The organism is Streptomyces endocoffeicus, from assembly GCF_016741935.1.
Lineage (GTDB): Bacteria > Actinomycetota > Actinomycetes > Streptomycetales > Streptomycetaceae > Streptomyces > Streptomyces endocoffeicus.
In genome coordinates this window covers 1,338,253-1,360,135 of sequence record NZ_JAERRG010000001.1, presented here as the reverse complement: position 1 = coordinate 1,360,135, position 21,883 = coordinate 1,338,253, and the positions used below count along the sequence as shown (strand labels likewise).

13 protein-coding genes are annotated in these 21,883 nt (G+C 72.8%); 6 read left to right on the top strand and 7 right to left on the bottom strand.

The genetic code is table 11. The annotated features are described in order from the left end of the window. Nucleotides 1–124: 124 nt before the first annotated feature. The 3 genes from rocD to JK364_RS05050 form a co-directional block, all read right to left on the bottom strand. Complete coding sequence (rocD, locus tag JK364_RS05060; protein ID WP_230991308.1) at nt 125–1,396, bottom strand: ornithine--oxo-acid transaminase; 1,272 nt, start codon at nt 1,394–1,396, stop codon at nt 125–127. Further along, complete coding sequence (ddaH, locus tag JK364_RS05055) at nt 1,396–2,205, bottom strand: dimethylargininase (protein ID WP_137981510.1); 810 nt, start codon at nt 2,203–2,205, stop codon at nt 1,396–1,398. Before ddaH ends, rocD begins: the two co-directional genes overlap by 1 nt. A 134-nt stretch (nt 2,206–2,339) precedes the next feature. After that, a complete protein-coding gene (locus JK364_RS05050; protein ID WP_201847865.1) occupies nt 2,340–2,831 on the bottom strand; it encodes an Lrp/AsnC family transcriptional regulator in 492 nt (163 codons plus the stop codon). Nucleotides 2,832–3,357: 526 nt separating this feature from the next. Here JK364_RS05050 and JK364_RS05045 point away from each other — a divergent pair. After that, complete coding sequence (locus JK364_RS05045; RefSeq protein WP_201847863.1) at nt 3,358–4,704, top strand: beta-ketoacyl synthase N-terminal-like domain-containing protein; 1,347 nt, start codon at nt 3,358–3,360, stop codon at nt 4,702–4,704. Between the two features lie 82 nt (nt 4,705–4,786). Next, the gene (locus tag JK364_RS05040; RefSeq protein ID WP_201847862.1) at nt 4,787–11,143 is read left to right on the top strand and encodes a type I polyketide synthase; all 6,357 of its coding nucleotides are present in this window, start codon (nt 4,787–4,789) and stop codon (nt 11,141–11,143) included. 63 nt (nt 11,144–11,206) lie between these two features. Here JK364_RS05040 and JK364_RS05035 read toward each other — a convergent pair whose 3' ends face one another. Together JK364_RS05035 and JK364_RS05030 are read right to left on the bottom strand one after the other, a co-directional pair. Continuing rightward, nucleotides 11,207–11,890, bottom strand: a complete 684-nt coding sequence (locus tag JK364_RS05035; RefSeq protein WP_201847860.1) for a DUF4232 domain-containing protein — start codon at nt 11,888–11,890, stop codon at nt 11,207–11,209. A 58-nt stretch (nt 11,891–11,948) separates the two neighbouring features. Beyond that, a complete protein-coding gene (locus JK364_RS05030) occupies nt 11,949–13,349 on the bottom strand; it encodes a Gfo/Idh/MocA family protein (protein WP_201847858.1) in 1,401 nt (466 codons plus the stop codon). A gap of 242 nt (nt 13,350–13,591) precedes the next feature. On the opposite strand from JK364_RS05030, the gene JK364_RS05025 reads away from it, so the two are divergent. The 3 genes from JK364_RS05025 (at nt 13,592) to JK364_RS05015 (ending at nt 18,864) form a co-directional block, all read left to right on the top strand. Next, a complete protein-coding gene (locus JK364_RS05025) occupies nt 13,592–13,966 on the top strand; it encodes a hypothetical protein (RefSeq protein WP_201847856.1) in 375 nt (124 codons plus the stop codon). A gap of 279 nt (nt 13,967–14,245) precedes the next feature. Continuing rightward, a complete protein-coding gene (locus JK364_RS05020; protein ID WP_307841158.1) occupies nt 14,246–16,885 on the top strand; it encodes a SpoIIE family protein phosphatase in 2,640 nt (879 codons plus the stop codon). A 107-nt stretch (nt 16,886–16,992) separates the two neighbouring features. After that, nucleotides 16,993–18,864: a CASTOR/POLLUX-related putative ion channel gene (locus JK364_RS05015; protein ID WP_201847854.1), complete on the top strand. Its 1,872-nt coding sequence runs from the start codon at nt 16,993–16,995 to the stop codon at nt 18,862–18,864. A gap of 16 nt (nt 18,865–18,880) precedes the next feature. Here the strand turns inward: JK364_RS05015 and JK364_RS05010 are convergent, their stop codons facing one another. Together JK364_RS05010 and JK364_RS05005 are read right to left on the bottom strand one after the other, a co-directional pair. Beyond that, nucleotides 18,881–19,627, bottom strand: coding sequence for an AraC family transcriptional regulator (locus tag JK364_RS05010; protein ID WP_201847852.1), 747 nt, complete (start codon nt 19,625–19,627; stop codon nt 18,881–18,883). Nucleotides 19,628–19,688: 61 nt separating this feature from the next. Next, entirely contained in the window at nt 19,689–20,471 is a 783-nt protein-coding gene (locus JK364_RS05005) for an SDR family NAD(P)-dependent oxidoreductase (protein WP_201847850.1), read from the bottom strand. A gap of 174 nt (nt 20,472–20,645) precedes the next feature. On the opposite strand from JK364_RS05005, the gene JK364_RS05000 reads away from it, so the two are divergent. Continuing rightward, the gene (locus JK364_RS05000; RefSeq protein ID WP_201847848.1) at nt 20,646–21,860 is read left to right on the top strand and encodes a DUF4032 domain-containing protein; all 1,215 of its coding nucleotides are present in this window, start codon (nt 20,646–20,648) and stop codon (nt 21,858–21,860) included. Nucleotides 21,861–21,883: the final 23 nt, after the last annotated feature.

Genomic DNA, 21,883 nt, shown 5'->3' with positions numbered 1-21,883 from the left:
GGCGGGATTGAACATGACGGAGCGCCGGGCCGTATAAGACGTAATGCGGCCCGGCGCTTCGTGGTTTCGATCAATCGATCAGCTCGATCAGCTCGATCGGATCGGTCAGCTCGATGAGCTTCGGTCAGCCGAGTACCTTCTCCAGCGCCGCCAGCGCCCCCTCCAGCTCCTCACGGGTGATGGTCAGCGGCGGTGCCAGACGGATCGTCGAACCATGGGTGTCCTTGACCAGGATCCCCTCGGCCATCAGCCGCTCGCTCACCTCGCGGCCGGTGCCGAGCGCCGGGTCCACATCGACGCCCGCCCACAGTCCGCGGCAGCGGTAGCCCACGACACCCTTGCCGGTCAGCGCGGCCAGCCCATCCCTCAGCACCTCGCCCAACTCCCGTGCCCGGCGCTGGAATTCACCGGTGCGCAGCAGATCGACCACGGCCGAGCCGACCGCCGCGGCCAGCGGATTGCCGCCGAAGGTGGAGCCGTGCTCGCCGGGGCGCAGCACCCCGAGTACCGCACGGTCGGCCACCACCGCCGACACCGGCACGATGCCGCCGCCCAGCGCCTTGCCGAGCAGCAGCACATCCGGCATCACCGACTCGTGCTCGACGGCCAGCGTGGTGCCGGTGCGGCCCAGACCGGACTGGATCTCATCGGCGATGAACAGCGTCCCGGTGCGCCGGGTCAGCTCGCGCACCCCGCGCAGATAGCCGTCATCGGGGATGACGACGCCCGCCTCGCCCTGGATGGGCTCGATGAGGACCGCCGCCGTGGTCTCGTCGACGGCGGCCTCCAGCGCCGCGAGGTCGTTGTACGGCACGACGCGGAAGCCCGGGGCGAACGGGCCGAAGCCGTCGCGGGCCACGGGGTCGGAGGAGAATCCGACGATCGTCGTCGTACGGCCGTGGAAGTTGTCGGCCGCCACCACGATGGTGGCCTGGTCCGGGGCGACGCCCTTCACCTCGTACGCCCACTTGCGGGCGACCTTGATGCCGCTCTCCACGGCCTCCGCGCCGGTGTTCATCGGCAGCACCATGGAGAGCCCGGTGAGCTCCGCCACCCCCTCGGCGAACCCGGCCAGCCGGTCGTTGTGGAAGGCCCGGGAGGTCAGTGTGAGCTGGTCGAGCTGGCGGTGGGCGGCCTCGATCAGCGCCGGGTGGCGATGGCCGAAGTTGAGGGCGGAGTACCCGGCCAGCATGTCCAGATAGCGGCGGCCCTCGACGTCCCGGACCCAGCTGCCCTCGGCGTCGGCGACGACCACGGGCAGCGGGTGGTAGTTGTGCGCGAGCGAGGTCTCCTCGGCGTGGATCAGCTCCTGCGAGGAGCGAGCCGCGCCGTTCGCGCCGGCCGGTGCGGAACGGGGGGCGGTGGAGTCGGAGGAGATGGGGGTGGTGGCGGTCATCAGCGGATCTCCTGTGTGCAGCACTTGATGCCCCCGCCGGCCTTGTGCAGTTCCGACAGGTCGACGGGGACGGGGACGTAGCCGCGGTCGGTGAGCTGGTCGATGAGCCCGGTGGCCCGGGGCGCGACGAAGACATGGCGGCCGTCGGAGACGGAGTTGAGCCCGAAGGCCATGGCGTCGTCGCGGGTGGCGATCAGCGCGTCGGGGTAGAGCCGCCCCAGCACCTCACGGCTGCCGGGGGAGAACGCCTCCGGGTAGTAGGCGATGTTCCGGTCGTCGAGGACGAACAGCGCGGTGTCCAGGTGGTAGAAGTACGGGTCCACCAGCAGCAGGCTGATGGTCGGCACCCCGAAGAACTCCTGCACCTCCTGATGGGCCGCCCGGGTGGTGCGGAAGCCGGTGCCCGCCAGGACGTAGGGCCCGGCCGGCACCAGGTCGCCCTCGCCCTCGCACACCGATTCCGGCGGATGGACGTCGAATCCGGCCGCCTTGAACCACCGTTCGTAGGCGAGCTGTTCCGGCCGGCGCTGCGGTGCGTGGAATCGCGAGCCGAAGACCCGGCCCTCCAGGACGAGGGCCGAGTTCGCCGCGAACACCATGTCCGGCAGTCCCGCCACCGGCTCGATGAATTCGACCCGATGGCCGTGGTCGCGGTAGGCGCGGATCAGCGTCTCCCATTGCGCCTGGGCGAGGTCGGTGTCGACCTCGGTGTCCTCACGCATCCAGGGATTGATGGCATACCGCACATCGAAATATCTGGGGGCACAGGTCAGGAAGCGCCGGGGGCGCGGCACACGCGTCAGGGGCAACGGGGGATTCCTCTCGCTTCCGCGGGCGACCGGGGGGATGAATCAACGGTAGAAAGCGGAGGAGAGGGGAGACAAGAAAGGAAAACTGCGCGTCGGCGCACCGATGCTGCGTGCGGAGGCAGGTTCGCGGCGGTTCATTGCGTCGCGGTCGCGGGAGGGGCCGCGCCCGCCTCCGCACTGCCCGTGAGCAGGTGTGACAGCACCATGTAGCTGATCGTCTGGCGGACGAAGGGCTCGGCCCGGATGCGCTCCAGCACCTCCTCGAAATGCTCCACATCGGTGGCCATGACATGCAGCAGGGCGTCCGCTCCGCCGGTCACCGTCATGGCCGCGATGATCTCCGGATAGTTGCGCACGACCTCCGCGAGGCGCCGGGGTGGCGCGGCGCTGTCGCAGTACACCTCGACATATGCCTCGGTCCGCCAGCCGAGGGCGGCCGGGCGCACCGTGGTGGTGAAGCCGGTGATCACATCCGTCTCCCGCATCCGGTCGACGCGGCGCTTGACCGCGGAGGCCGAGAGCCCGATCGAGGCGCCGATCTCCGTGAAGCTGGTCCTGGCGTTGGCGACCAGCGCCGCAACGATTTTGCGGTCCAGGTCGTCGAACGGTACGGACTGGTGCGTCATCGTCTATCACCCTTTGCGTCTTTCGCCCCCTGTGTGCAGGGGCCTCTTCCCTGTGCTCAAAACCGCCCCATACTCAGTGAGTGCCTGAGGCGTCTTTTTCTCTACGCTCTTTCAGAAAGATTCCACAAGAGGGGGCGTGAACCGGGGCGCGAGCCCCCTTTTCTCCGGGGTCGCGTGGTATGGGCTCCGGGGGTACAGGGGCGGTGCACCGGAACGGCCGAATCCACCACGGTGATACGACACCACCTACCGGCCCCTGTCCGCCAAGGCGTAGCGTCAACTATTCCACCCGTCCTTTCCGAACGATGAGTGGCTCTCCCGACGGAGACGACTCACCATCCAACGGGGAAAGGGCTTCGAGTACGTCCAACGCCGCGCCGCACGCGCCGAATTCACCTGAACCGCGATTCCGGAATACCGGCGGTCTCACCGTGCATTCGGCGACTCGCCGTACCGGCGGCCCCCGTACTCCGGTGTGAGCGAAAGGGACCACCGTCATGACCCTCCTCAGATCCGGCCGGGCGTCGTGAGCCCGCGCCGGCCCCCACCCCGGCCGGCCCCCGGGGGCCCCGGAAACCCACGGGACGCCGTCGTCACCGGCCTGGGTTTCTGCCTCCCGGGCGGCACCGAACCCGTCTTCACCGCGGCCCAGGTGTGGGACATCGCCTCCCGGGGCCGTTCCGTCCTCGACCGGCACGACAGCCACTACGGCTCGGTGCACCTGAGCGCCGAGCAGTTCGAGGAGCGCCTCCCCGACATCCCCGAATTCTTCTCCCGCCACTACACCAGCGCCCACCGCTACGGCCTGGTCTCCCTCGTCGAGGCGTGCGCCGACGCCGAACTCGACCTGGCCACCGGCGATCTGTCCGAGGCGGCCGTGCTCGTCGGCCGCGGCAGCATCGACGCCAATGTGGACAGCTATCTCACCCTGCTCGGCATCGACCCCGACTCCGCCACCACCCTCGACGCCCTGGAGATGTTCGTCGCCGCCGAGCAGGCCGTGTCCCCTTCCGACGTGGCCGTCGTCCAGGGCGCGCTGACCCGGACCGTCGGCCCCTGCTTCACCGTCTCCTGCGGCTGCTCCTCCGCCGCCGTGCAGATCGGCAACGCCCGCCGCCTCATCGCGGCCGGCGAGACCGACCTCGCGGTGGTGACCGGCGTCGACGTCTTCAACGTCGACCTGATCCGGAAGGGCCGGCGGCTGCTGCACGGCGCCCAGCACGCCTACGACGCGATGGATGCCGCCGGAATGCCCGATCTGCTGCCCTCCTTCGACTCCCTGATGCGCCCCTACGACCGGCGTGCGGACTGCATCAACCACGGCGAGGGATCCGCCACCGTGGTCCTGGAGAGCAGGGAGCACGCCGCGCGCCGCGGCGCCCACCTCTACGGCCAGGTGCTCGCCGCCGCCATGACCCGCGACGGCCTGGCCAACCCGCTCGCCGCCGACGACTCCGGCGCCCAGCTCGCCAGGGCCGTACGCCTCTGCCTGGGCGACCGCCGGCGGATCGGGCAGGTGCCGTACATCAACGGCGCCAGCGACGGCGGCGCCGCCGTCACCGCCATGGAGGCCAACACCATCAGGGAGCTCTACGGCCCCGACCCCGCCGTGCTGATGTCCTCCCAGGAGGGATGCTTCGGCCACCTCGGCTCACCCGCCGGCTGCCTCGGCCTCGCCCTGACCCTGATGATGATGGAGTTCGGCGAGGTGTGCCCCACCGCCAACTGCGAACAGCCCGCGGACGGACTCCCCTTCGACCCCGTCCCCGGCACCCGCACCCGTCCCCTCGACTTCGACCACGCGCTCAGCTTCAACTACCAGATCGGTGGCGTGAAGCACGCGATGCTGCTGGGCGGCCCGGACGCCACCTGAGTCCGTGACCCCCGCGGCGATCTCCACCCCACGGCCCCTCACGGCCCCCACCCAGGGCCGAGCACCATCCACGGAGACCCCGATGCGTCAGCACACTCCCGCCCCCGGCCGTTCCCCCGGCCGCATCGCCATCGTCGGCATGGGCTGCCGGCTCCCCGGTGACACCGACTCACCCGCCGCCCTGTGGCGGCTGCTGGCCGACGGACGCGACGCCGTCGGCGAACCGCCCGCCGAGCGCGCCGCGCTCTGGGCGGCCGACCCCGCCACGACCGCCCGGCCCGCGTCCGCACCGCCCGTACGCGGCGGATATCTGCGCGATGTGGCCGGTTTCGACGCCGACTTCTTCGGCGTCTCCGGACGCGAGGCCGACGTCCTCGACCCCCAGCACCGGCTGCTGCTCGAAGTGGTCTGGGAGGCCCTGGAACACGCCGGAATGCCACCCGACCGGCTCGGCTCCACCGCCACCGGCGTCTTCGCCGGGCTCAGCTACAACGACTACATGAACCGGCTCGACCGGCACCCCCGGGAGCTGGAGGGCTCCGCCCTGGCCAACGGGCACTGCGTCGCCACCGGCCGGATCTCCTATCTCCTCGGCCTCCACGGCCCGTCGGTGGCCCTGGACACCGCGTGTTCGTCCTCCCTGGTCGCCGTCCACCTGGCCGTCCAGGCGCTGCGCGCGGGGGAGTGCGATCTGGCCCTGGCCGGCGGGGTCACGCTGATGTTCGAGCCGCGGATCACCCGCTCGTTCGACCGGATGGGCATGCTCTCGCACACCGGTCACTGCCACGCCTTCGACGCCGCCGCCGACGGCTTCGTCCGCGGCGAGGGCTGCGGCATCGTCGTCCTCAAACGTCTCACCGACGCCGTGCGCGACGGGGACCGGATCCTGGCCGTGCTGCGCGGCTCGGCCGTCAACCAGGACGGCCACTCCGACGGCCTCGCCGCGCCCTCGGCCGCCGCCCAGCGCGCCCTGTACGAGGAGGCCCTCGGCCGCGCCGGGGTCGACCCCGCCGACGTCGGCATGGTCGAGGCCCACGGCACCGGCACCCCCGTCGGCGACCCGGTCGAATTCACCAGCCTCGCCCAGGTCTACGGCACCGGCCGCGACCGCTGCGCCCTGGCCTCGGTCAAGACCAACCTGGGCCATCTGGAGCCCGCCGCCGGTGTCACCGGGCTGATCAAGGCCGTGCTGTGCCTGGGCCGTGCACACATCCCGCCCAATCTGCACTTCACCCAGTGGAATCCCGCCATCGCCGCCGAAGGGACCCGCTTCTTCATCCCCCGCGAGCTCACCCGGTGGCCGGTGCGGACCGGCCCCCGGCTGGCCGCCGTGTCCTCCTTCGGCTTCTCCGGGACCAACGCCCATGTGGTCCTGGAACAACCGCCCGCGCCCCGCCCCGCACCGCCCCGCCCCCGGCCCGCCACCCGCGCCGTTCCGCAGGTGTTCCTCGTCCCCGCCGGATCCCCGGCCGTGCTGCCCGGCGCCGCCCGCCGGATGGCGGACTGGCTGGAGGGCGACGGCGCGGACACCCCGCTGCGCGACATCGCCCACACCCTGGCGCTGCGCCGTGGCGCCGGGCGCGGACGGCTCGGCGTCACCACCACCTCGCGCGCCGAACTCGTGGGCGCCCTGCGGGCGTTCGCCGACGGGCGGGCCCACCCCGCCGTGGTGAGCGGGGCCGTGGGCGCCGCGGTCTCCCGCCGGCCGATCTGGGTGTTCTCCGGACAGGGCTCCCAGTGGCCCGGCATGGGACGGCGGCTGCTGGAGACCGAACCGGCCTTCGCCGAGGCGCTCGCCGAGGCCGACGCCCGCATCGCCGCCGAGTCCGGATTCTCGGTGCTCGACATCGTCCGCGGCGGTGCGCCGGTGACCGGCTGCGGCCGGGTGCAGCCCGTGCTGTTCGCCCTCCAGACCGCGCTCGCCGCCACCTGGCGCGCCCACGGCGTGGAGCCCGCCGGGGTCATCGGCCACTCCATGGGCGAGGTCGCCGCCGCCGTGGTGGCCGGGGCGCTCTCCCTCGCCGACGGGGCCAAGGTGATCTGCCGCCGCTCCGCGCTGCTCACCCGCGTCGCCGGAAACGGCGCCATGGCCACGGTGGGCCTCGGCGCCGACGAGGTGCAGGCCGAACTCGACAGCGGCGGCGTCGCCGAAGCCGTCACCGTGGCCGTCATGGCCGCGCCCGGCTCCACCGTGGTGGCCGGGGAGACCGCACACGTCGAACGGCTCGTCGCCGGCTGGCAGGCCCGCTCCGTCCCCGCCGCGCCGATCGCCGTGGACGTCGCCTCGCACTCGCCCCAGGTGGACCCGCTCCTGGCCGATCTGCGCACCGCCCTCGCCGACCTCGAACCCCGCCGCCCGGACGTGCCCTTCTACACCACCGTCCTCGACGATCCGCACACCACGCCCGCCTTCGACGCCGACTACTGGTGCGCCAATCTGCGCGACCCGGTCCGGTTCTCCGCGGCCGTCGCCGCCGCCGCGGCCGACCGCCACCTGGTGTACGTCGAGATCTCCCCCCACCCGGTCATCACCCACCCCGTCCTCGCCGGTCTCGCCGGACTGGTGGACGACCCCGTCGTCCTGCCCACACTCCGCCGCGAGGCGGACGAGCCGACCACCTTCCGGACCCAGCTGGCCGCGCTGCACTGCGCGGGTGTCCCCGTCGACTGGTCCGTGCCGTACGCGGACGGCGCACTCGCCGACGTACCGCCCATCACCTTCGACCGCACCCGCCACTGGGCCGACGCCCCGCTCCCCGCCCCCGCCGATGCCGCCTCGGCCGGTACGCTGCCCGGCGCGCACCTCGAAGTGCCCGGCGAACCCGTCCGCCACTCCTGGCGCGCCCGCACCGGCATCGCGGCCCTGCCCTGGCTCGACGACCACCGGGTGCACGGCGCCCCCGTCCTGCCCGGCGCGGCCTCCTACGCCCTCGCGCTCACCGCCGCCTGCGAGGTGTTCGGCGCCGGGCCCGAGGAGGTCGAGGTCACCGATCTGCGCTTCCGTGAACTGCTGCGGCTCGCCGACCACACCGACCTGTCCACCACGGTGACCCTCGCCGCCGCCGACCGCGCCGAATGTGAGATCTTCGGACGCGACGAGGACGGCGCCTGGGTGCGGCAGGCCACCGCGGTCCTCCGCAGACTCGCCGTACCACCGCGCTCCCGTGCCGCCTCCGTCCGTACCCTCGCCCTGCGTCATCCCGCGCCCGTCGAGGCCGAGGCGCTGTACGCCAATCTGCGGGCCCGGGGCGTGGCACACGGCCCGGCGTTCCAGGGCATCACCGAGGTGTCCGCCTCCCGCCACGGCGACAGCTTCTGGGCCCGGGTGCGGATCCCGGAGGCCGCCCGCGAGCCCGGACACGGGCTGCGTGTCCACCCCGTCCTGGTCGACCTGTGTGCTCAGCTCCTCATCGCCGGGCTGCTCGACGAGGGCGACCGGCGGCTGCTGCTGCCCGCGCGGATGCGCTGCGTACGCGTCCTCGGCGACCCCGGGACCGCCGTGTACTGCCACGCCCGGCTCGCCGAGACCACCCCCGGAGCCACCGTCGGCCATGTCCGACTGCTCGACGCGGACGGCCGGCCGGTCCTGGCCGTCGACGGGCTGCGGATCGTCCACCGGGCCGCGGAGCGCGCGGCCGAGGTCGACCAGTGGTTCCTCGAGGTCGGCTGGCGGCGCGCCGCCCGGCCCCCGGCCACCCGGCCCCCGGGGCGGTGGCTCGTCGTCGGAGAGGCGGACGGCACCGCCCGCCCGGTGGCCACCGCCCTGCGCGCCGCCGGAGCCACCGCCCGGGTGTGGGAGGTGCCCCTGGCCGACCAGGGGCTCGACGCGTTCCGCGACGCCCTCACCAACCGGCTCACCCGCCCCGGGGAACGGCCGCGCGCCGTGGTGTTCGTCTGCGGCCCGCACCCCGCCGGGGGCGGCGCGGAGGACGGGCTGCGACGCACCCGCAGGCTGCTCGCCGCCGCCCAGGCGCTCACCGCCCGCTTCCCCGAACCGCCCCGCCTCTACGCCGCCACCTCAGGCGCCCGCACCGTGGCGCCCGGCGACCCGGCCGACCCCGGACAGAGCGCGCTCCGCGGACTGCTGCGGGTGCTCGCACTGGAACACCCCGAGCTGCGGGCCACCTCGGTGGACACCGATCCGGCCGCCCCGGACCAGCTCGCGGACACCCTCGCCGCCGAACTCCTCGCCGACGGCCCCGAGGACGAGATCGCGCTGCGCGACGGCGCCCGCTACACCGCCGAACTGGACCACGCGCCCCTCACCGGCACCGAACGCACCACCGCCGCCGCCCGCACCGTGCGCTGCGGCACCGACGGCTTCCGGCTGCGCGCCGGCCGCCTCGGCGACCTCGGCAGCCTGGAGCTCACCACCACCCCCCGCCGCCCGCCCGGACCCGGTGAGGTGGAACTGCGGGTGCTCGCCGCGGGCCTGAACTTCCGTGACGTCCTCACCGCCATGGGCCTGCTCCCCGGCGACGAGGACATCCGCTACCGGCTCGGCTTCGAATGCGCGGGCGAGGTGAGCGCGGTGGGCCCCGGCGTCGACCACCTCCGCGCCGGTGACCGGGTGGTGGCGGCCGATGTGCTCGGCGGTGCCTTCGGCTCCTTCACCGTCGTCCCCGCCGACCGCACCGCGCCCCTCCCCGAGGGCCTCGACCCGCACACCGCCGCCGGACTGCCGATCGCGTTCCTCACCGCCTGGTACGCGCTGCGGCACATCGGCCGGGTGAGCGCGGGGGAGCGGGTGCTGATCCACTCGGCCACCGGTGGCACCGGGCTGGCCGCCATCGCGGTGGCCAGGCTGCTGGGCGCCGAGGTGCTGGCCACGGCGGGCAGCGAGGAGAAGCGGCGCTTCCTGCGGGGGATGGGCATCGCCCGGGTGATGGACTCCCGGTCGCTGGACTTCCGCGACGAGGTCATGGAGGCCACCGGGGGCGAGGGCGTCGACGTGGTGCTCAACTCCCTGTCCGGGGCCGCCATCCGGACCGGTCTCGAGTGTCTGCGCCCCTTCGGCCGCTTCGTCGAACTCGGTGTCCGCGACATCCTCTCCGACGCCCCGCTCGGACTCTCCCCGCTGCGCCACAACATCACCTTCTCCACCGTGGACCTCAGGGAGCTCCAGCTGGACCGCCCGCGGGAGTACGCGGCGATGCTGCGCGAGGTGCTCACCGCGATCGGCGAGGGCCGCCTCAAGCCACTGCGCTGCACCACCTATCCGCTCGCGGAGGTCACCGACGCGTTCCGGCAGATGGCCGGCGCCCGCCACATCGGCAAACTCGTGCTGACCATCCCGCAGGAGGGCCGGGTCGACGCGGTGCTGCCCGACGGGCCGCGCACGGTGCGGGACGGCGGGACGTACATCGTCACCGGCGGTCTGCGCGGTCTCGGACTCGCCACCGCCCGCTGGCTGGCCCGGCAGGGCGCGGGCCACCTGGTGCTCAACGGACGGACCGCACCGGCCGGCGCCGCCGCGCGGACGCTCGCCGAGCTCTCCGCCGCCGGCACCAGGATCACCGTCGTCACCGGCGACATCGCCCGCCCGGACACGGCCGAGCGGCTGGTGGCCGCCGCCACCGCCGGCGAGGGGGCCTCCCTGCACGGCGTCGTCCACTCCGCGATGGTTCTCGACGACGCGGCCGTGGCCAACATCCGCGAGGACCAGCTGCGCCGCGTATGGGCGCCGAAGGCCACCGGGGCGTGGCGGCTGCACCAGGCCACCGAGGGACACCGGCTCGACTGGTTCGCGGTGTACTCCTCGATGGCCTCCCTGCTCGGCAACGCCGGACAGGGCGCCTACGCGGCCGCCAACGCCTGGCTGGACGGCTTCGCCGCCTGGCGCTCGGCGCGCGGCCTGCCCACCCTCGCGGTCAACTGGGGCCCGTGGGGCGAGACCGGAGTGGCCACCGGCTTCGCCGACCGCGGCTACCGGACGATCCCCACGGACGAGGGGCTGCGCGCGCTCGGCGCCCTGCTGGCCCATCGGCGGGTGCGGACCGGGGTGATCCCCGGCGAACCGGCCACCTGGATCCCCGCCACCGGCCGCCGGTCCTCCCTGTTCGCCCCGCTGCTCCCCGGCGACGACACCCCGGCGGCCACCCGGGAGAGCGGCGACGACATCCGCGCCCGGCTGACCGCCCTCCCCGCCGGTCCGGCCCGCCGCACCGCGCTGGAGTCCTATCTCACCGAGCACATCCGAGCCGTGCTGCGGCTCAGCAGCGCCACCCTCGATCCGCGGACCCCGCTCAAGTCACTCGGCTTCGACTCGCTGCTCGCCATGGAGCTGCGGGTGCGGCTGGAGGCGGGGCTCGGCATCAAGCTCGCGGGCAACTTCGTCTGGCGGCATCCGACCGTGGAGGCCCTGGCCGCCGGGCTCGCCCGGCAACTGGAGCTCGATCCGGCCGACCGGCCGGAGGAGCGGCTGGGCGCCCCGGGCTGACGGGACCGTGGGACGGCCACGGCGCCACCGGCGGGCGACGGCCACGGCGCCACCGGCGGGCGGCTACGGACGGGCGTCCGGGCGCTCCGTCGGATCCGGGTCCGGGCGGGCCCAGGCGCTCACGCCCAGCTTGCCGGTGGTGCCCAGGTCGACAAGGTCGGGCACGGTCTGCGCGTCCGCTCCGCCGCCGTTCGGCGCGATCTTCAGATAGCGCCCGTCGGCGGCGGGGCGCGTCACGTCCGTCACCAGATTCCGCCACGCCAGCCGCGCCACCGCCCGCTCACCGGGGGCCAGCCGCACCGGCCCGGTGGCCGTCTCGAAGCCGTCGAGAGTGGCGATGGCCGAGGCCCCGTGGCTGACCGTGACCTCCAGCGGCTCCAGGTCCTCGTCCAGCACCTGGACGGACGGATGGCCGCTCACCGTATAGGCGCGGGTGCCGCAGTTCACCAGCTCGATCCGCTGCACCCGCAGCCCCATCGCCGCGTCGGCCTCCGCGGCCCGCAGCAGCACCCCCGAGTCGGGGCAGGCCGCGGGAGCGGTGGGGGCGGGGGTGTCCGGGGTGGCGGTGGGGCCCGCCGGGCGGGACGTGGCCTCGTCGGGCACCGCGGCCACTCCCGACGAGGACTGCGTACCGCACGCGGTGAGCAGACCGGCCGCCGCGAGCGAGCCGAGCAGCCGTCTTCGGCGGTGCCGGGCGGCGCTCCGGAAGAGGGGCGCCCGGGATGTGGTGATCGCGTCCGTGTCCATGCGGCTCATCCTGCCCCAACGCCGGGCGGGATGAGCCGCGTTGGACCGAACGCCCCGGTTACGGCGCCACGACGTCCGCCGTGGCCACCGGCTTTCCGCTGACGAACGACTGGTTGGCCGCGAGCCCGGTGACCAGGGCGAGCGCCCCGTCCTCCTCGGTGGCCCGCCGGCGGGAGGCGTCCGAGGCGTCCACGGCCGCCGCTCCGGTGGCCGCCGCCGGATCCATCGCGCCGTCCGCCGGATCCACCGGGCCGTCCGCCGGATCCACCGGGCCGTAGAGCACGTCGAGCATCCGCTCGTCCCCGCCGCCGTGCCCGGCGTGGTCGAACGCCGGCAGCTCCACCTCCCGCGGCGGCTCCCACAGCGGCCGCAGCACCAGCCGCGGACCGCCCGCGTTGGCCAGGGCCTGGTCGCCGTGGATGGTGCCGCGGCCGGAGGCGGTGCCCAGCAGCGGCGGCTGCCACGCGCTCTCCTCGACCTCCAGCTCCAGCCGGCCCCGGGTGCCGTTGAACATCACCCGGTAGCCCTCCCAGGGGGAGTAGGCGGTCAGGTGGTACGTCATGGTGGCGCCGGTGTCATAGCGGACCAGCAGCGCCATGTCGTCCTCGATGGTGATGTCGTCGCCGAACACATTGCGGTCGCGGTGGTAGCCGTCCGCGCCCTCGGCGTCCAGGTACAGCGAGCGCATCGCGTCGTTCTCGGCGAGCTCCAGCGCGAACGGGTCGTCCCTGGCGGCGGCGGCGCCGTGGGCCCGCTCGTAGTCGCGCCGGTAGCCGCTGCGCTCGCCCGCCGCACGGCCGTAGAAGCCGAGCCGGCCGTAGCCGAACACCTCCTCCGGCCGGGCCCCCAGCCACCAGTTGACCAGGTCGAAGTGGTGGCTGGACTTGTGCACCATCAGCCCGCCGCTGTGCTTCTTCTCGCGGTGCCAGCGGCGGAAGTAGTCGGCGCCGTGCCGGGTGTCCAGCAGCCACTCGAAGTGCACCGACAGCACCTCGCCGATGGCGCCGCCGGACAGCTGCCGGTGGACCTCCTCGTGCACCGGGTTGAAGCGGTAGTTGAAGGCGACCGCCAGATGGTTGCCGGTCTCCCGGACCGTCTCCAGGATGCGGCGGCACTTGGCCGCGTCGGTGGTCATCGGCTTCTCGGTGACCACCCGGCAGCCGGCCCGCAGCGCGGGCACGATGTATGCGTCGTGCAGCGCGTCCACGCAGGTCACCACCACCTCCTGGATATCGTCCGCGCGCAGCCGCCGCTCGAACTCAGCCGGGCTCCAGGCGGCCGCCTCCGGCTCGCCCGCCTCCTTGAGCAGCCGCTGGTGGTGGGCGATGCGCACCGGGTTCGGATCGCACAGCGCGGCGACCCTCAGCCGTGGGCGGCGGGCCAGCGCCTCGGTGAACATCTGGGCCCGGGAGCCGGTGCCCACCACCACGGCCCGGGACGGGGTGCTGCCGACGGTCATGCGTCCTCCAGCGGAAGCAAACGATTCAATCCGAAGTCGATCAACGCCTGCGCAGGATAGGACGATCGGCGGTCCGCCACCACGGGGAGTGCCGCACGGCGCCGGGGCGACCGTACGCGGGGGTGCACCGGTGGACCCTGTGCAAGGATGAAATGAGTGGACATGACCTCCAGGGTCCCGGCGCGGTGGACGCGTCCGGCCGCTGTCGGCGCCCCTCACAGGTCCCGGGAGGGCGACGGGCCATGACCGATATCCAGGAGTCGCTGCGCGAGGTGATGGAGTGCGAGGGCGCACTCGCCGTCTCGCTCGTCGACTATCTGAGCCGGATCACCCTGGGGGCCGTCCAGACCCCGCAGGGTCCGGACCTGGAGAAGGTGGCCTACGGGGACACGGATGTGCTCCGCGCCAAGATGTCCACTCTGGAGTTGCTCGGCTACAGTCCGGAGCGGCTCGAGGACATCGTCGTCACGCTGGACACCGAGTACCACCTGCTCCGTCCGCTCAGTCAGCGCGTCAGCCAGGGGGTCTTCCTCTATCTGGTGGCCGACCGGGCGCGGGCGGATCTGGACGCCGCGCGGGCGACGATGCGCGATGTGGCCCTCCGGCTCGATGTGTGACCGTTCGCCCCGACGGGGCCGGTGCCACCCGTCGAGGGTGCGGCGGTGCGTGGGCGGGGCGCCACGTATCGTGCCGATGTGTATCACGGAGCGGGACGGCCGCAGATCGTGCGCCACCGAGCTTCCGGATCGGAGGGGAATAAATGGTAGGAAGGGTGCGTGGTCGGAGTTTTCGGTCGATCTAGGCTTGCCCCACACACCTCCTCCCGGACACGTTTCCGCTCTCTCCTGCGCGGCTTGAGAGCGCGCAGCATCGCCGGGCAGGTTTTCGCTGTCCAAGTGCTGCTCGTGTGCCTGCTCATCGTGGCGGCCACGACGGCGCTCATCCTCCAGGCCCGTATCGACAGCGAGCAGGAGGCCCTCAACCGCGCGACCGCCGTTGCCCAGACCTTCGCCGCCTCCCCGGGCACCGCGTCCGCGATGAGCGCCGAGAATCCGACCACCCTGCTCCAGCCGCGGGCCGAGGCGACCCGTAAGCGAGCGCATCTGGACTTCGTGGTCGTGGCGAACACCCACGGCATCCGCTACACCCACCCCAAGCCGCAGTACATCGGCAAGGAGGTCGTCGCCAACTGGCGGCCGGTGGTGAAGGGCAAGATCGTCACCGAGGCCGTGCAGGGGCCCCTCGGCCGGGAGGTCCAGGCCACCGTCCCGATCCCCAGGGGCGATGGCACCGTGGCCGGTGTGGTGTGCGCCGGAATGACCGCCGCCGATGTGAGCGGCCGGGTCGAGCGCCAGCTGCCGCTGGTCTTCGGCTCCGCCGCCGGTGCGCTCGCGCTCGCCACCGGTGGGACGGCGCTGGTCGGCGGGCGGCTGCGGCGGCAGACGCGGGGGCTCGGCCCCGCCCAGATGACCCGCATGTACGAGCACCACGACGCCGTTCTGCACTCCGTGAAGGAGGGCGTGCTCATCGTCGACGGCCACGGCCGCCTGGTCCTCGCCAACGACGAGGCCGGCCGGCTGCTCGATCTGCCCCCGAACGCCGAGGGCCGCCCCGTCACCGAGCTCGGCATCGAGCCGCGCACCGCCGAGCTGCTCGCCTCCGGCCGGGTCGTCACCGACGAGGTGCATCTGGCCGGGGACCGGCTGCTGGCCGTCAACCAGCGCTCCACCCGATGGGACGGCGGGATGTTCGGAAGCGTCGCCACGCTCCGTGACTCCACCGAACTGCGCGCCCTGTCCGGCAAGGCCGAAGTGGCGGAGCGGCGGCTGCGGCTGCTCTACGAGGCCGGTGCGAAGGTCGGCACCACCCTCGATGTCGTACGGACCGCCGAGGAGCTGACCCGCTTCGCCGTCCCGTGGTTCGCCGACTTCGCCACCGTCGACCTCGTGGACCCCGTGCTGCGCGGCGACGAGCCCGTGGGCAGCGCCATGCGCCGCACCGCCACCTGTGGCGTCCGGTCCGACCATCCGCTGTGGCGGGTCGGCAAGATGATCACGTACAGCGGCACCGTGCCCCAGGCGCTGGGCTTCGGCGCGGGCCGGCCGGTGCTCGAGGCGGACCTGCGGACCTACGAGGGATGGCAGGAGCAGGACCCCGAACAGGCGGCCAAGATCGTCACATATGGCATCCACTCGATGATCACCATTCCGCTGCGGGCGCGGGACGTCACCCTGGGCATCGCCACCTTCTGGCGCTCGGAGAAGTCCGAGCCGTTCGACGAGGACGACGTGGCGCTCACCGAGGAACTGGTCGCGCGCGCCGCGGTCGCCATCGACAACGCCCGCCGCTACACCCGCGAACACGCCATGGCGGCCACCCTCCAGCGCAGCCTGCTGCCCCAGGGCCTGCCCGAACAGGACGCCATGGAGGTGGCCCACCGCTATCTGCCCGCCCGTGCCGGAGTCGGCGGCGACTGGTTCGACGTCATCCCCCTGCCCGGCTCCCGGGTCGCCCTCGTCGTCGGCGATGTCGTCGGCCACGGACTGCACGCCGCCGCCACCATGGGCCGGCTGCGCACCGCCGTGCACAACTTCTCCGCGCTCGACCTGCCGCCCGATGAACTCCTGGCCCATCTCGACGAGCTGGTCAGCCGGTTCGACCAGGACCAGGCCGCCGCGGGCACCGACGCCCCGGGGATCAGCGGCGCCAGCTGTCTGTACGCCATCTACGACCCGGTCTCCGGCCGCTGCACGATGGCGAGCGCCGGCCACCCGGGCCCGGCGGTGGTCCTCCCCGACTCCACCGTGACCTTCCCCGACGTCCCCCTCGGCCCGCCGCTGGGCCTGGGTGGCGAGCCCATCGAGACCGTCGAGCTGGAGCTGCCCGAGGGCAGCCGGCTGGCGCTGTTCACCGACGGGCTGATCCGGGACCGCGGCCGGGACTTCGACGAGGGGCTCGGCGTCCTGCGCACCACCCTCGCCGGGCTGCCCGAGCGCACTCCGGAGGAGACCTGCCAGGCCGTCTTCGACACCATGGCCTCCTCCCACCCCGGCGACGACATCGCCCTCCTGGTGGCCCGCACCCATCTGCTGGACCCCGGGCATGTCGCCGAATGGGAGCTGCCCTCCGACCCCGCCGCGGTGGCCCGCATCCGCAACGAGGCCGCCGAGCAACTGAGCGCATGGGGGCTGGAGGAGGTCGGCTTCACCACCGAACTCATCATCAGCGAGCTGATGACCAACGCCATCCGCTACGGATGCCGCCCCAGCCGGGTCCGGTTGCTGCGCGCCCGCACCCTCATCTGCGAGGTGGCGGACGGCTCCAGCACCTCCCCGCATCTGCGCCGCGCCGCCACCACCGACGAAGGTGGCCGAGGGCTCTTCCTGGTGGCCCAGTACGCCCAGCGCTGGGGGACCCGCTACACCCCCAACGGCAAGATCATCTGGGCCGAGCAGCCCCTGACCGACCCGGTGTCACCGCTGGGCGAATGCACCGGCGACGACCTCCTCGACCAGTGGGCCGACATCCCCGGCTGACCCCGATTGGCGCCGAAGCCCCGTCAGACGACACCCTCATGGCGTAAAGCGCCGCTCATCACAGGCCGTTGGGCCCGGCGGCGCGATGGGCTTTGGAGGAATGCGGCATGCGCAAGAGGCTGCGGGAGCGGCTGCGGTACTGGTTCGACGGGACGATGGACCGTGGCACCCCGGCGCTGATCGGCTGGCTGGGGCTGGCCTCATTGGCGTTGATCACCCTGGTCTCCGGAGTGGCGGTCGCCTTCGCCCACCAGGACACCAAGGAGAACGGCGGCTGGCCGGGCATCGTCTGGATGAGCCTGCTGCGTACCCTCGACCCGGGCACGATGGGCGGGGACAGCGGCCGGCCGCTGTTCCTCGTCCTCATGCTCACGGTGACCATCGGCGGCATCTTCATCGTCAGCGCGCTGATCGGTGTGATGACCACCGGCCTGGAGGCCCGGATCCAGCAGCTGCGCAAGGGCACCTCACGGCTGATCGAGCGCCACCACACCATCGTGCTGGGCTGGTCGGAGCAGGTGTTCACGGTGATAGCGGAGCTGGTGGAGGCCAATCAGAGCGAGCGGCGCTCCTGTGTGGTGATCCTCGCCGACCGGGACAAGGTCGACATGGAGGACGAGATCCGGCGTCGCATCCCGGACACCGGGAAGACCCGGGTGGTCTGCCGCTCCGGCAATCCGCTCCAGCGCGGCGACCTGGAGCTGGTGAGCCCGGACAGCGCCAAGTCCATCATGGTGCTCTCACCCGTCGGGGACGACAGCGACATCGACGTCATCAAGTCGCTGCTGCTGCTGAACAGCCGCACCTGGACCGGGACCCGGCCCAATGTGGTGGCCGCCGTGCAGAGCTCGGCGAACATGGCGGCCGCCCGGCTCGCCGCGGGGGACACCGCGCTGGTGATCGACGCCGATGACATCGCGGTCGGGCTGATCGTGCAGTCCCACCGCCAGTCCGGTCTCTCCACCGTCTTCAACGAACTGCTCAGCTTCGTCGGCAACGAGATCTACCCCTGGGACGAGCCCGCACTGACCGGTGCCACCTACGGGGAGTCGCTGAACGCCTTCGAGCTCGGTGTGCCCATCGGCGTGCACCGCGCGGACGGCGAGGTGCTGGTCAACCCGGCCATGGACACCGTGATCGGGCGCGGGGACCGGCTGCTGATGGTCGCGGAGGACGATCTGCTCATCAAGGCCGCGGCCACCCGGCCCCGCATCCTGCGCCCGGCGATGGCCATGGCCGAGTTCCAGCCGCCGGTGCCGGACCGGACGCTGCTGATCGGCTGGAACTCCCGCGCGGAGAAGATCATCGCGCAGCTCGACCTCCTGGTGAAACCCGGGTCGGCGGTGGACATCGCCGCCGCGCGCCCGCCCCGGGAGGAGGCCAACCGGGAGCTGAAGAACCTCACCGTGGGCTTCAAGTACTGCGAGCCCACCCGCCGTCCGTCGCTGGAGGCGCTCGGGCTGGACGGCTACCGCCACATCGTGGTGCTGACGGACGACGGGATCGACCCCGGACGCGCCGACGACCGCACCCTGGTCACCCTGCTCCACCTGCGCGACATCGAGATCCAGCTCGGCGATCCGTACTCCATCGTCACCGAGATGCACGACGACGCCAACCGCGAGGTCGCGCAGGTCACCAAGGCCGACGACTTCATCGTCTCCACCAAGGTGATCAGCCTGCTGCTGACCCAGCTCACCGAGAACCGCCATCTGTACGCGGTCTTCGCCGACCTCTTCGACCCGCAGGGATCCGAGATCTACCTCAAACCGGCACCCAGCTATCTGATACCGGGCGCGGAGGCCAACTTCGCCACCGTCATCGAGGCCGCCCGCCAGCGCGGGGAGACGGCCATCGGCTACCGGCTGGCCCGGCACAGCGACGAGCCACCGCTCTACGGAGTCCACCTCAACCCGTCCAAGACCGCGCCGCTGACCCTGGAGGAGGGCGATACGGTCGTGGTCCTGGCCGAGGACTGAACGCGGGCGGGAGGCGTCAGCCGAGCGCGCGATGGGCACCTGGGGTGTGGCCGAAGGCGCGGCGGAACACATCGATGAAGGCGCTGCTGGACGCCCAGCCGCAGCGATGTGCCACGGCCGTGACCGGGACGCCCTCGGCCAGCAGCCGCAGGGCGTGGTGCAGCCGCAGCTGGGTGCGCCACTGCGGAAAGGTCATCCCCAGCTCCGCCCCGCACAGCCGGGTCAGGGTGCGCTCGCCGGCCCCGACCGCGGCACCCAGCTGCCGCAGGGTCCGGTGGTCCGCCGGATCGTCATGGAGGAGGGCGCACACCGCCGCCAGGCGCGGATCCCCGGCGGCGGGCACATGCACCGGCTGCTCGGCACAGTGGCGGAGCTGATCGAGCAGTACGGCCCGCAGCCGGCGGCGTTCGGCGCCGGCGTCCGCCGGCCGCGCGGTGTACTCGATGATCAGCTCGCGCAGCAGCGGGCCGACGCCGAGGACCGCGGGCTGCTCCAGCCGCAGCGGGTTGTCGGCCACGGCCAGCCCCACCAGATGGAGGTGGGTGGCGCCGTACGCGCGGTGCTCATGGACGGTCCCGGCCGGAATCCACAGCGCCCGGTTGGCGGGCGCGATCCAGCTGCCCGCGTCGGTGGTGACCGCCAGCACCCCGCGCCCGGCGTAGACGATCTGGTGCTCGTCATGCCGGTGTGCGTCGATGCCACCACCGGCGGGCAGTGGACGCCGGCCCGTCGTCGCCTGGGGAGCGTGGCGGATTCTCTCCATCGCGACCTCATGGTATCGGCCACCGGAGCCGGTGGCCGGGGCGTGGCTTCCGCCACGGCCGTCAGTGGACGGCCAGGGCGCCGTCCACGTTCATGATGGTGCCGGTGGTCCACCCGGCCCGGGGGGAGGCGAGGAAGGCCGCGGCGGCGGCCACCTCATGGGGTTCGCCGGCCCGGCCCGGCGAATGGCCGTCCGGGGGGTGACCGGCTCCGTACCGCTCCCCGGCACTCACCGTGCTCATCGCGACGAGGCGGTCCCGTTCACAGGCCGGGGCGGGTACGGCGCCGGGGGCGATGCCGCCCACCCGGACCCCGGAGGGGCCCAGTTCACTGGCGAGCGCCCGGGTCATCGCGTTGATGGCGCCGCGGGTGGCGGAGTAGGCCGCGGACGGGCGGTCGGCGGACGCCGTATGGGCCCAGTAGCTGCTGATGTTGATGATGCTGCCGCGCCCCTCGATGAGCGCGGGCAGCAGCGCCTGGGCGAGCAGGAAGGGCACCCGGACATTGAGGTGCAGCATGGCGTCGAAGGAGTCGGCCGAGGTCTGGGCGAGCGGGCTGAAATGTGCCGTGCCCGCGTTGTTGACCAGGGTGTCCACCCGCTCGGTGAGCGCGAGCACCTGACGCGCGGCGGCGGTGGCGGCGCCGGGGTCGGCCAGGTCGACGCGGAGTCCGCGTACGGTGGTGCCGTGTCCGGCCAGGGTGTGGCGGGCCCGCTCCAGCTTGTCCCGGTCATGGGCGAGCAGCACCAAGTCGGCGCCCTCCACCGCGAAGGCGTCCGCGATGGCGTAGCCGAGGCCCTCGTCGGCTCCCGTGATCACCGCGGTGGTGCCGGCGAGGTGGCTCATGCACGGGCTCCCTTCGAGGTGTCGGTCCGGTAGCGGCGGCCTCCCTGAGCGGACGGATCTTGTCCGATTGGATCTTCAGCGTATGTATCCGGACAGATTCTGTCCATTTGATCGTGCGTCGGGTCGCCGCACGATCGGCTCCGATGACACTTCCGTACCGCACACTGGGGTGCCATGGAGCTGCAGATCACCGCCACGTCGCCCGAGCATCCGGCGTCCCTGCTCGATCTGCCGTGGAACGTCCCGCTGGAGGAGTGGCCGGAGGAGCATCTGGTCGCGCTGGACCGGGGCATCTCCCGCCATGTCGTGCGCTTCGCGCGGGCGGGCGGCGAGATCGTGGCGGTCAAGGAGGTCGGCGAGTGGGCGGCGGTGCGGGAGTACGGGCTGCTGCGCGACCTGGACCGGCTCGCCGTCCCCGCGGTGGACGCGCTCGCGGTGGTGACCGGGCGCACCGACGAGCACGGCGAACCACTGGAACCGGCGCTGATCACCCGCCATCTGGCGGGGTCGCAGCCGTACCGGTCGATGTTCCAGACCACCATGCGGCCCAGCACCATCAGACGGCTGCTCGACGCGCTCGCCGTGCTGCTGGTGCGGTTGCATCTGGCCGGGTTCGCCTGGGGCGACTGCTCGCTGTCCAACACCCTCTTCCGGCGCGACGCGGGCGCGTACGCCGCCTATCTGGTGGACGCCGAGACCGGGCAGATCCAGCCGAGGCTCACCAGCGGACAGCGGGAGTACGACGTCGAGGTGGCGCGGGTGAACATCGCGGGCGAGCTGATGGACCTGGAGGCCAGTGGCTCCCTGCACCCCTCGGTCGACCCGGTGCTCTTCGGCCAGGCCATCGTCGAGCGCTACTGCGACCTGTGGCATGAGCTGACCCGTCAGTCGGTCTATCCGCTCGCCCAACGCCACGCCATCGACCAGCGCGTCCGCCGCCTGAACGACCTCGGGTTCGACGTGGCGGAGATGCAGATCGAGCGCTCGCCCGACGGCGACAACGTCACCTTCCTGCCCAAGGTCGTGGACGCGGGCCACCACCAGCGGCAGTTGCTGCGGCTGACCGGGCTCGACGCGGAGGAGAACCAGGCCCGCAGCCTCCTGAACGACCTGGAGACCTGGATGGCCACCCAGGACGACTACGCGCCCGGCGATCCGCTCGGCGCCCGCCCTGAGGTGCTCGCCCACCGGTGGGTCCGCGATGTCTTCCGGCCCACCGTGCGGGCCGTGCCCAAGGAACTGCGCGGTGCCACCGACACCGCGCAGATCTACTACGAACTGCTCGAACACCGCTGGCTGTTGTCCGAGCGGACCGGCCGGGACGTGGGCCTGGACGCCACCGTGGAGGACTACATCCGGACCGTCCTGACCCACCGACCCAACGGCTGAACGCCCCGCGGCCGGGCGGGTGT

Excerpts from the sequence above, each read along its gene's own strand:
- JK364_RS05040 (WP_201847862.1), top strand. The coding sequence starts at position 4,787 with ATGCGTCAGCACACTCCCGCCCCCGGCCGTTCCCCCGGCCGCATCGCC.
- rocD (WP_230991308.1), bottom strand. The coding sequence starts at position 1,396 with ATGACCGCCACCACCCCCATCTCCTCCGACTCCACCGCCCCCCGTTCC.
- JK364_RS05050 (WP_201847865.1), bottom strand. The coding sequence starts at position 2,831 with ATGACGCACCAGTCCGTACCGTTCGACGACCTGGACCGCAAAATCGTT.
- JK364_RS05035 (WP_201847860.1), bottom strand. The coding sequence starts at position 11,890 with ATGGACACGGACGCGATCACCACATCCCGGGCGCCCCTCTTCCGGAGC.
- JK364_RS05000 (WP_201847848.1), top strand. The coding sequence starts at position 20,646 with ATGGAGCTGCAGATCACCGCCACGTCGCCCGAGCATCCGGCGTCCCTG.
- JK364_RS05025 (WP_201847856.1), top strand. The coding sequence starts at position 13,592 with ATGACCGATATCCAGGAGTCGCTGCGCGAGGTGATGGAGTGCGAGGGC.
- JK364_RS05015 (WP_201847854.1), top strand. The coding sequence starts at position 16,993 with ATGCGCAAGAGGCTGCGGGAGCGGCTGCGGTACTGGTTCGACGGGACG.
- JK364_RS05005 (WP_201847850.1), bottom strand. The coding sequence starts at position 20,471 with ATGAGCCACCTCGCCGGCACCACCGCGGTGATCACGGGAGCCGACGAG.
- JK364_RS05010 (WP_201847852.1), bottom strand. The coding sequence starts at position 19,627 with ATGGAGAGAATCCGCCACGCTCCCCAGGCGACGACGGGCCGGCGTCCA.
- JK364_RS05030 (WP_201847858.1), bottom strand. The coding sequence starts at position 13,349 with ATGACCGTCGGCAGCACCCCGTCCCGGGCCGTGGTGGTGGGCACCGGC.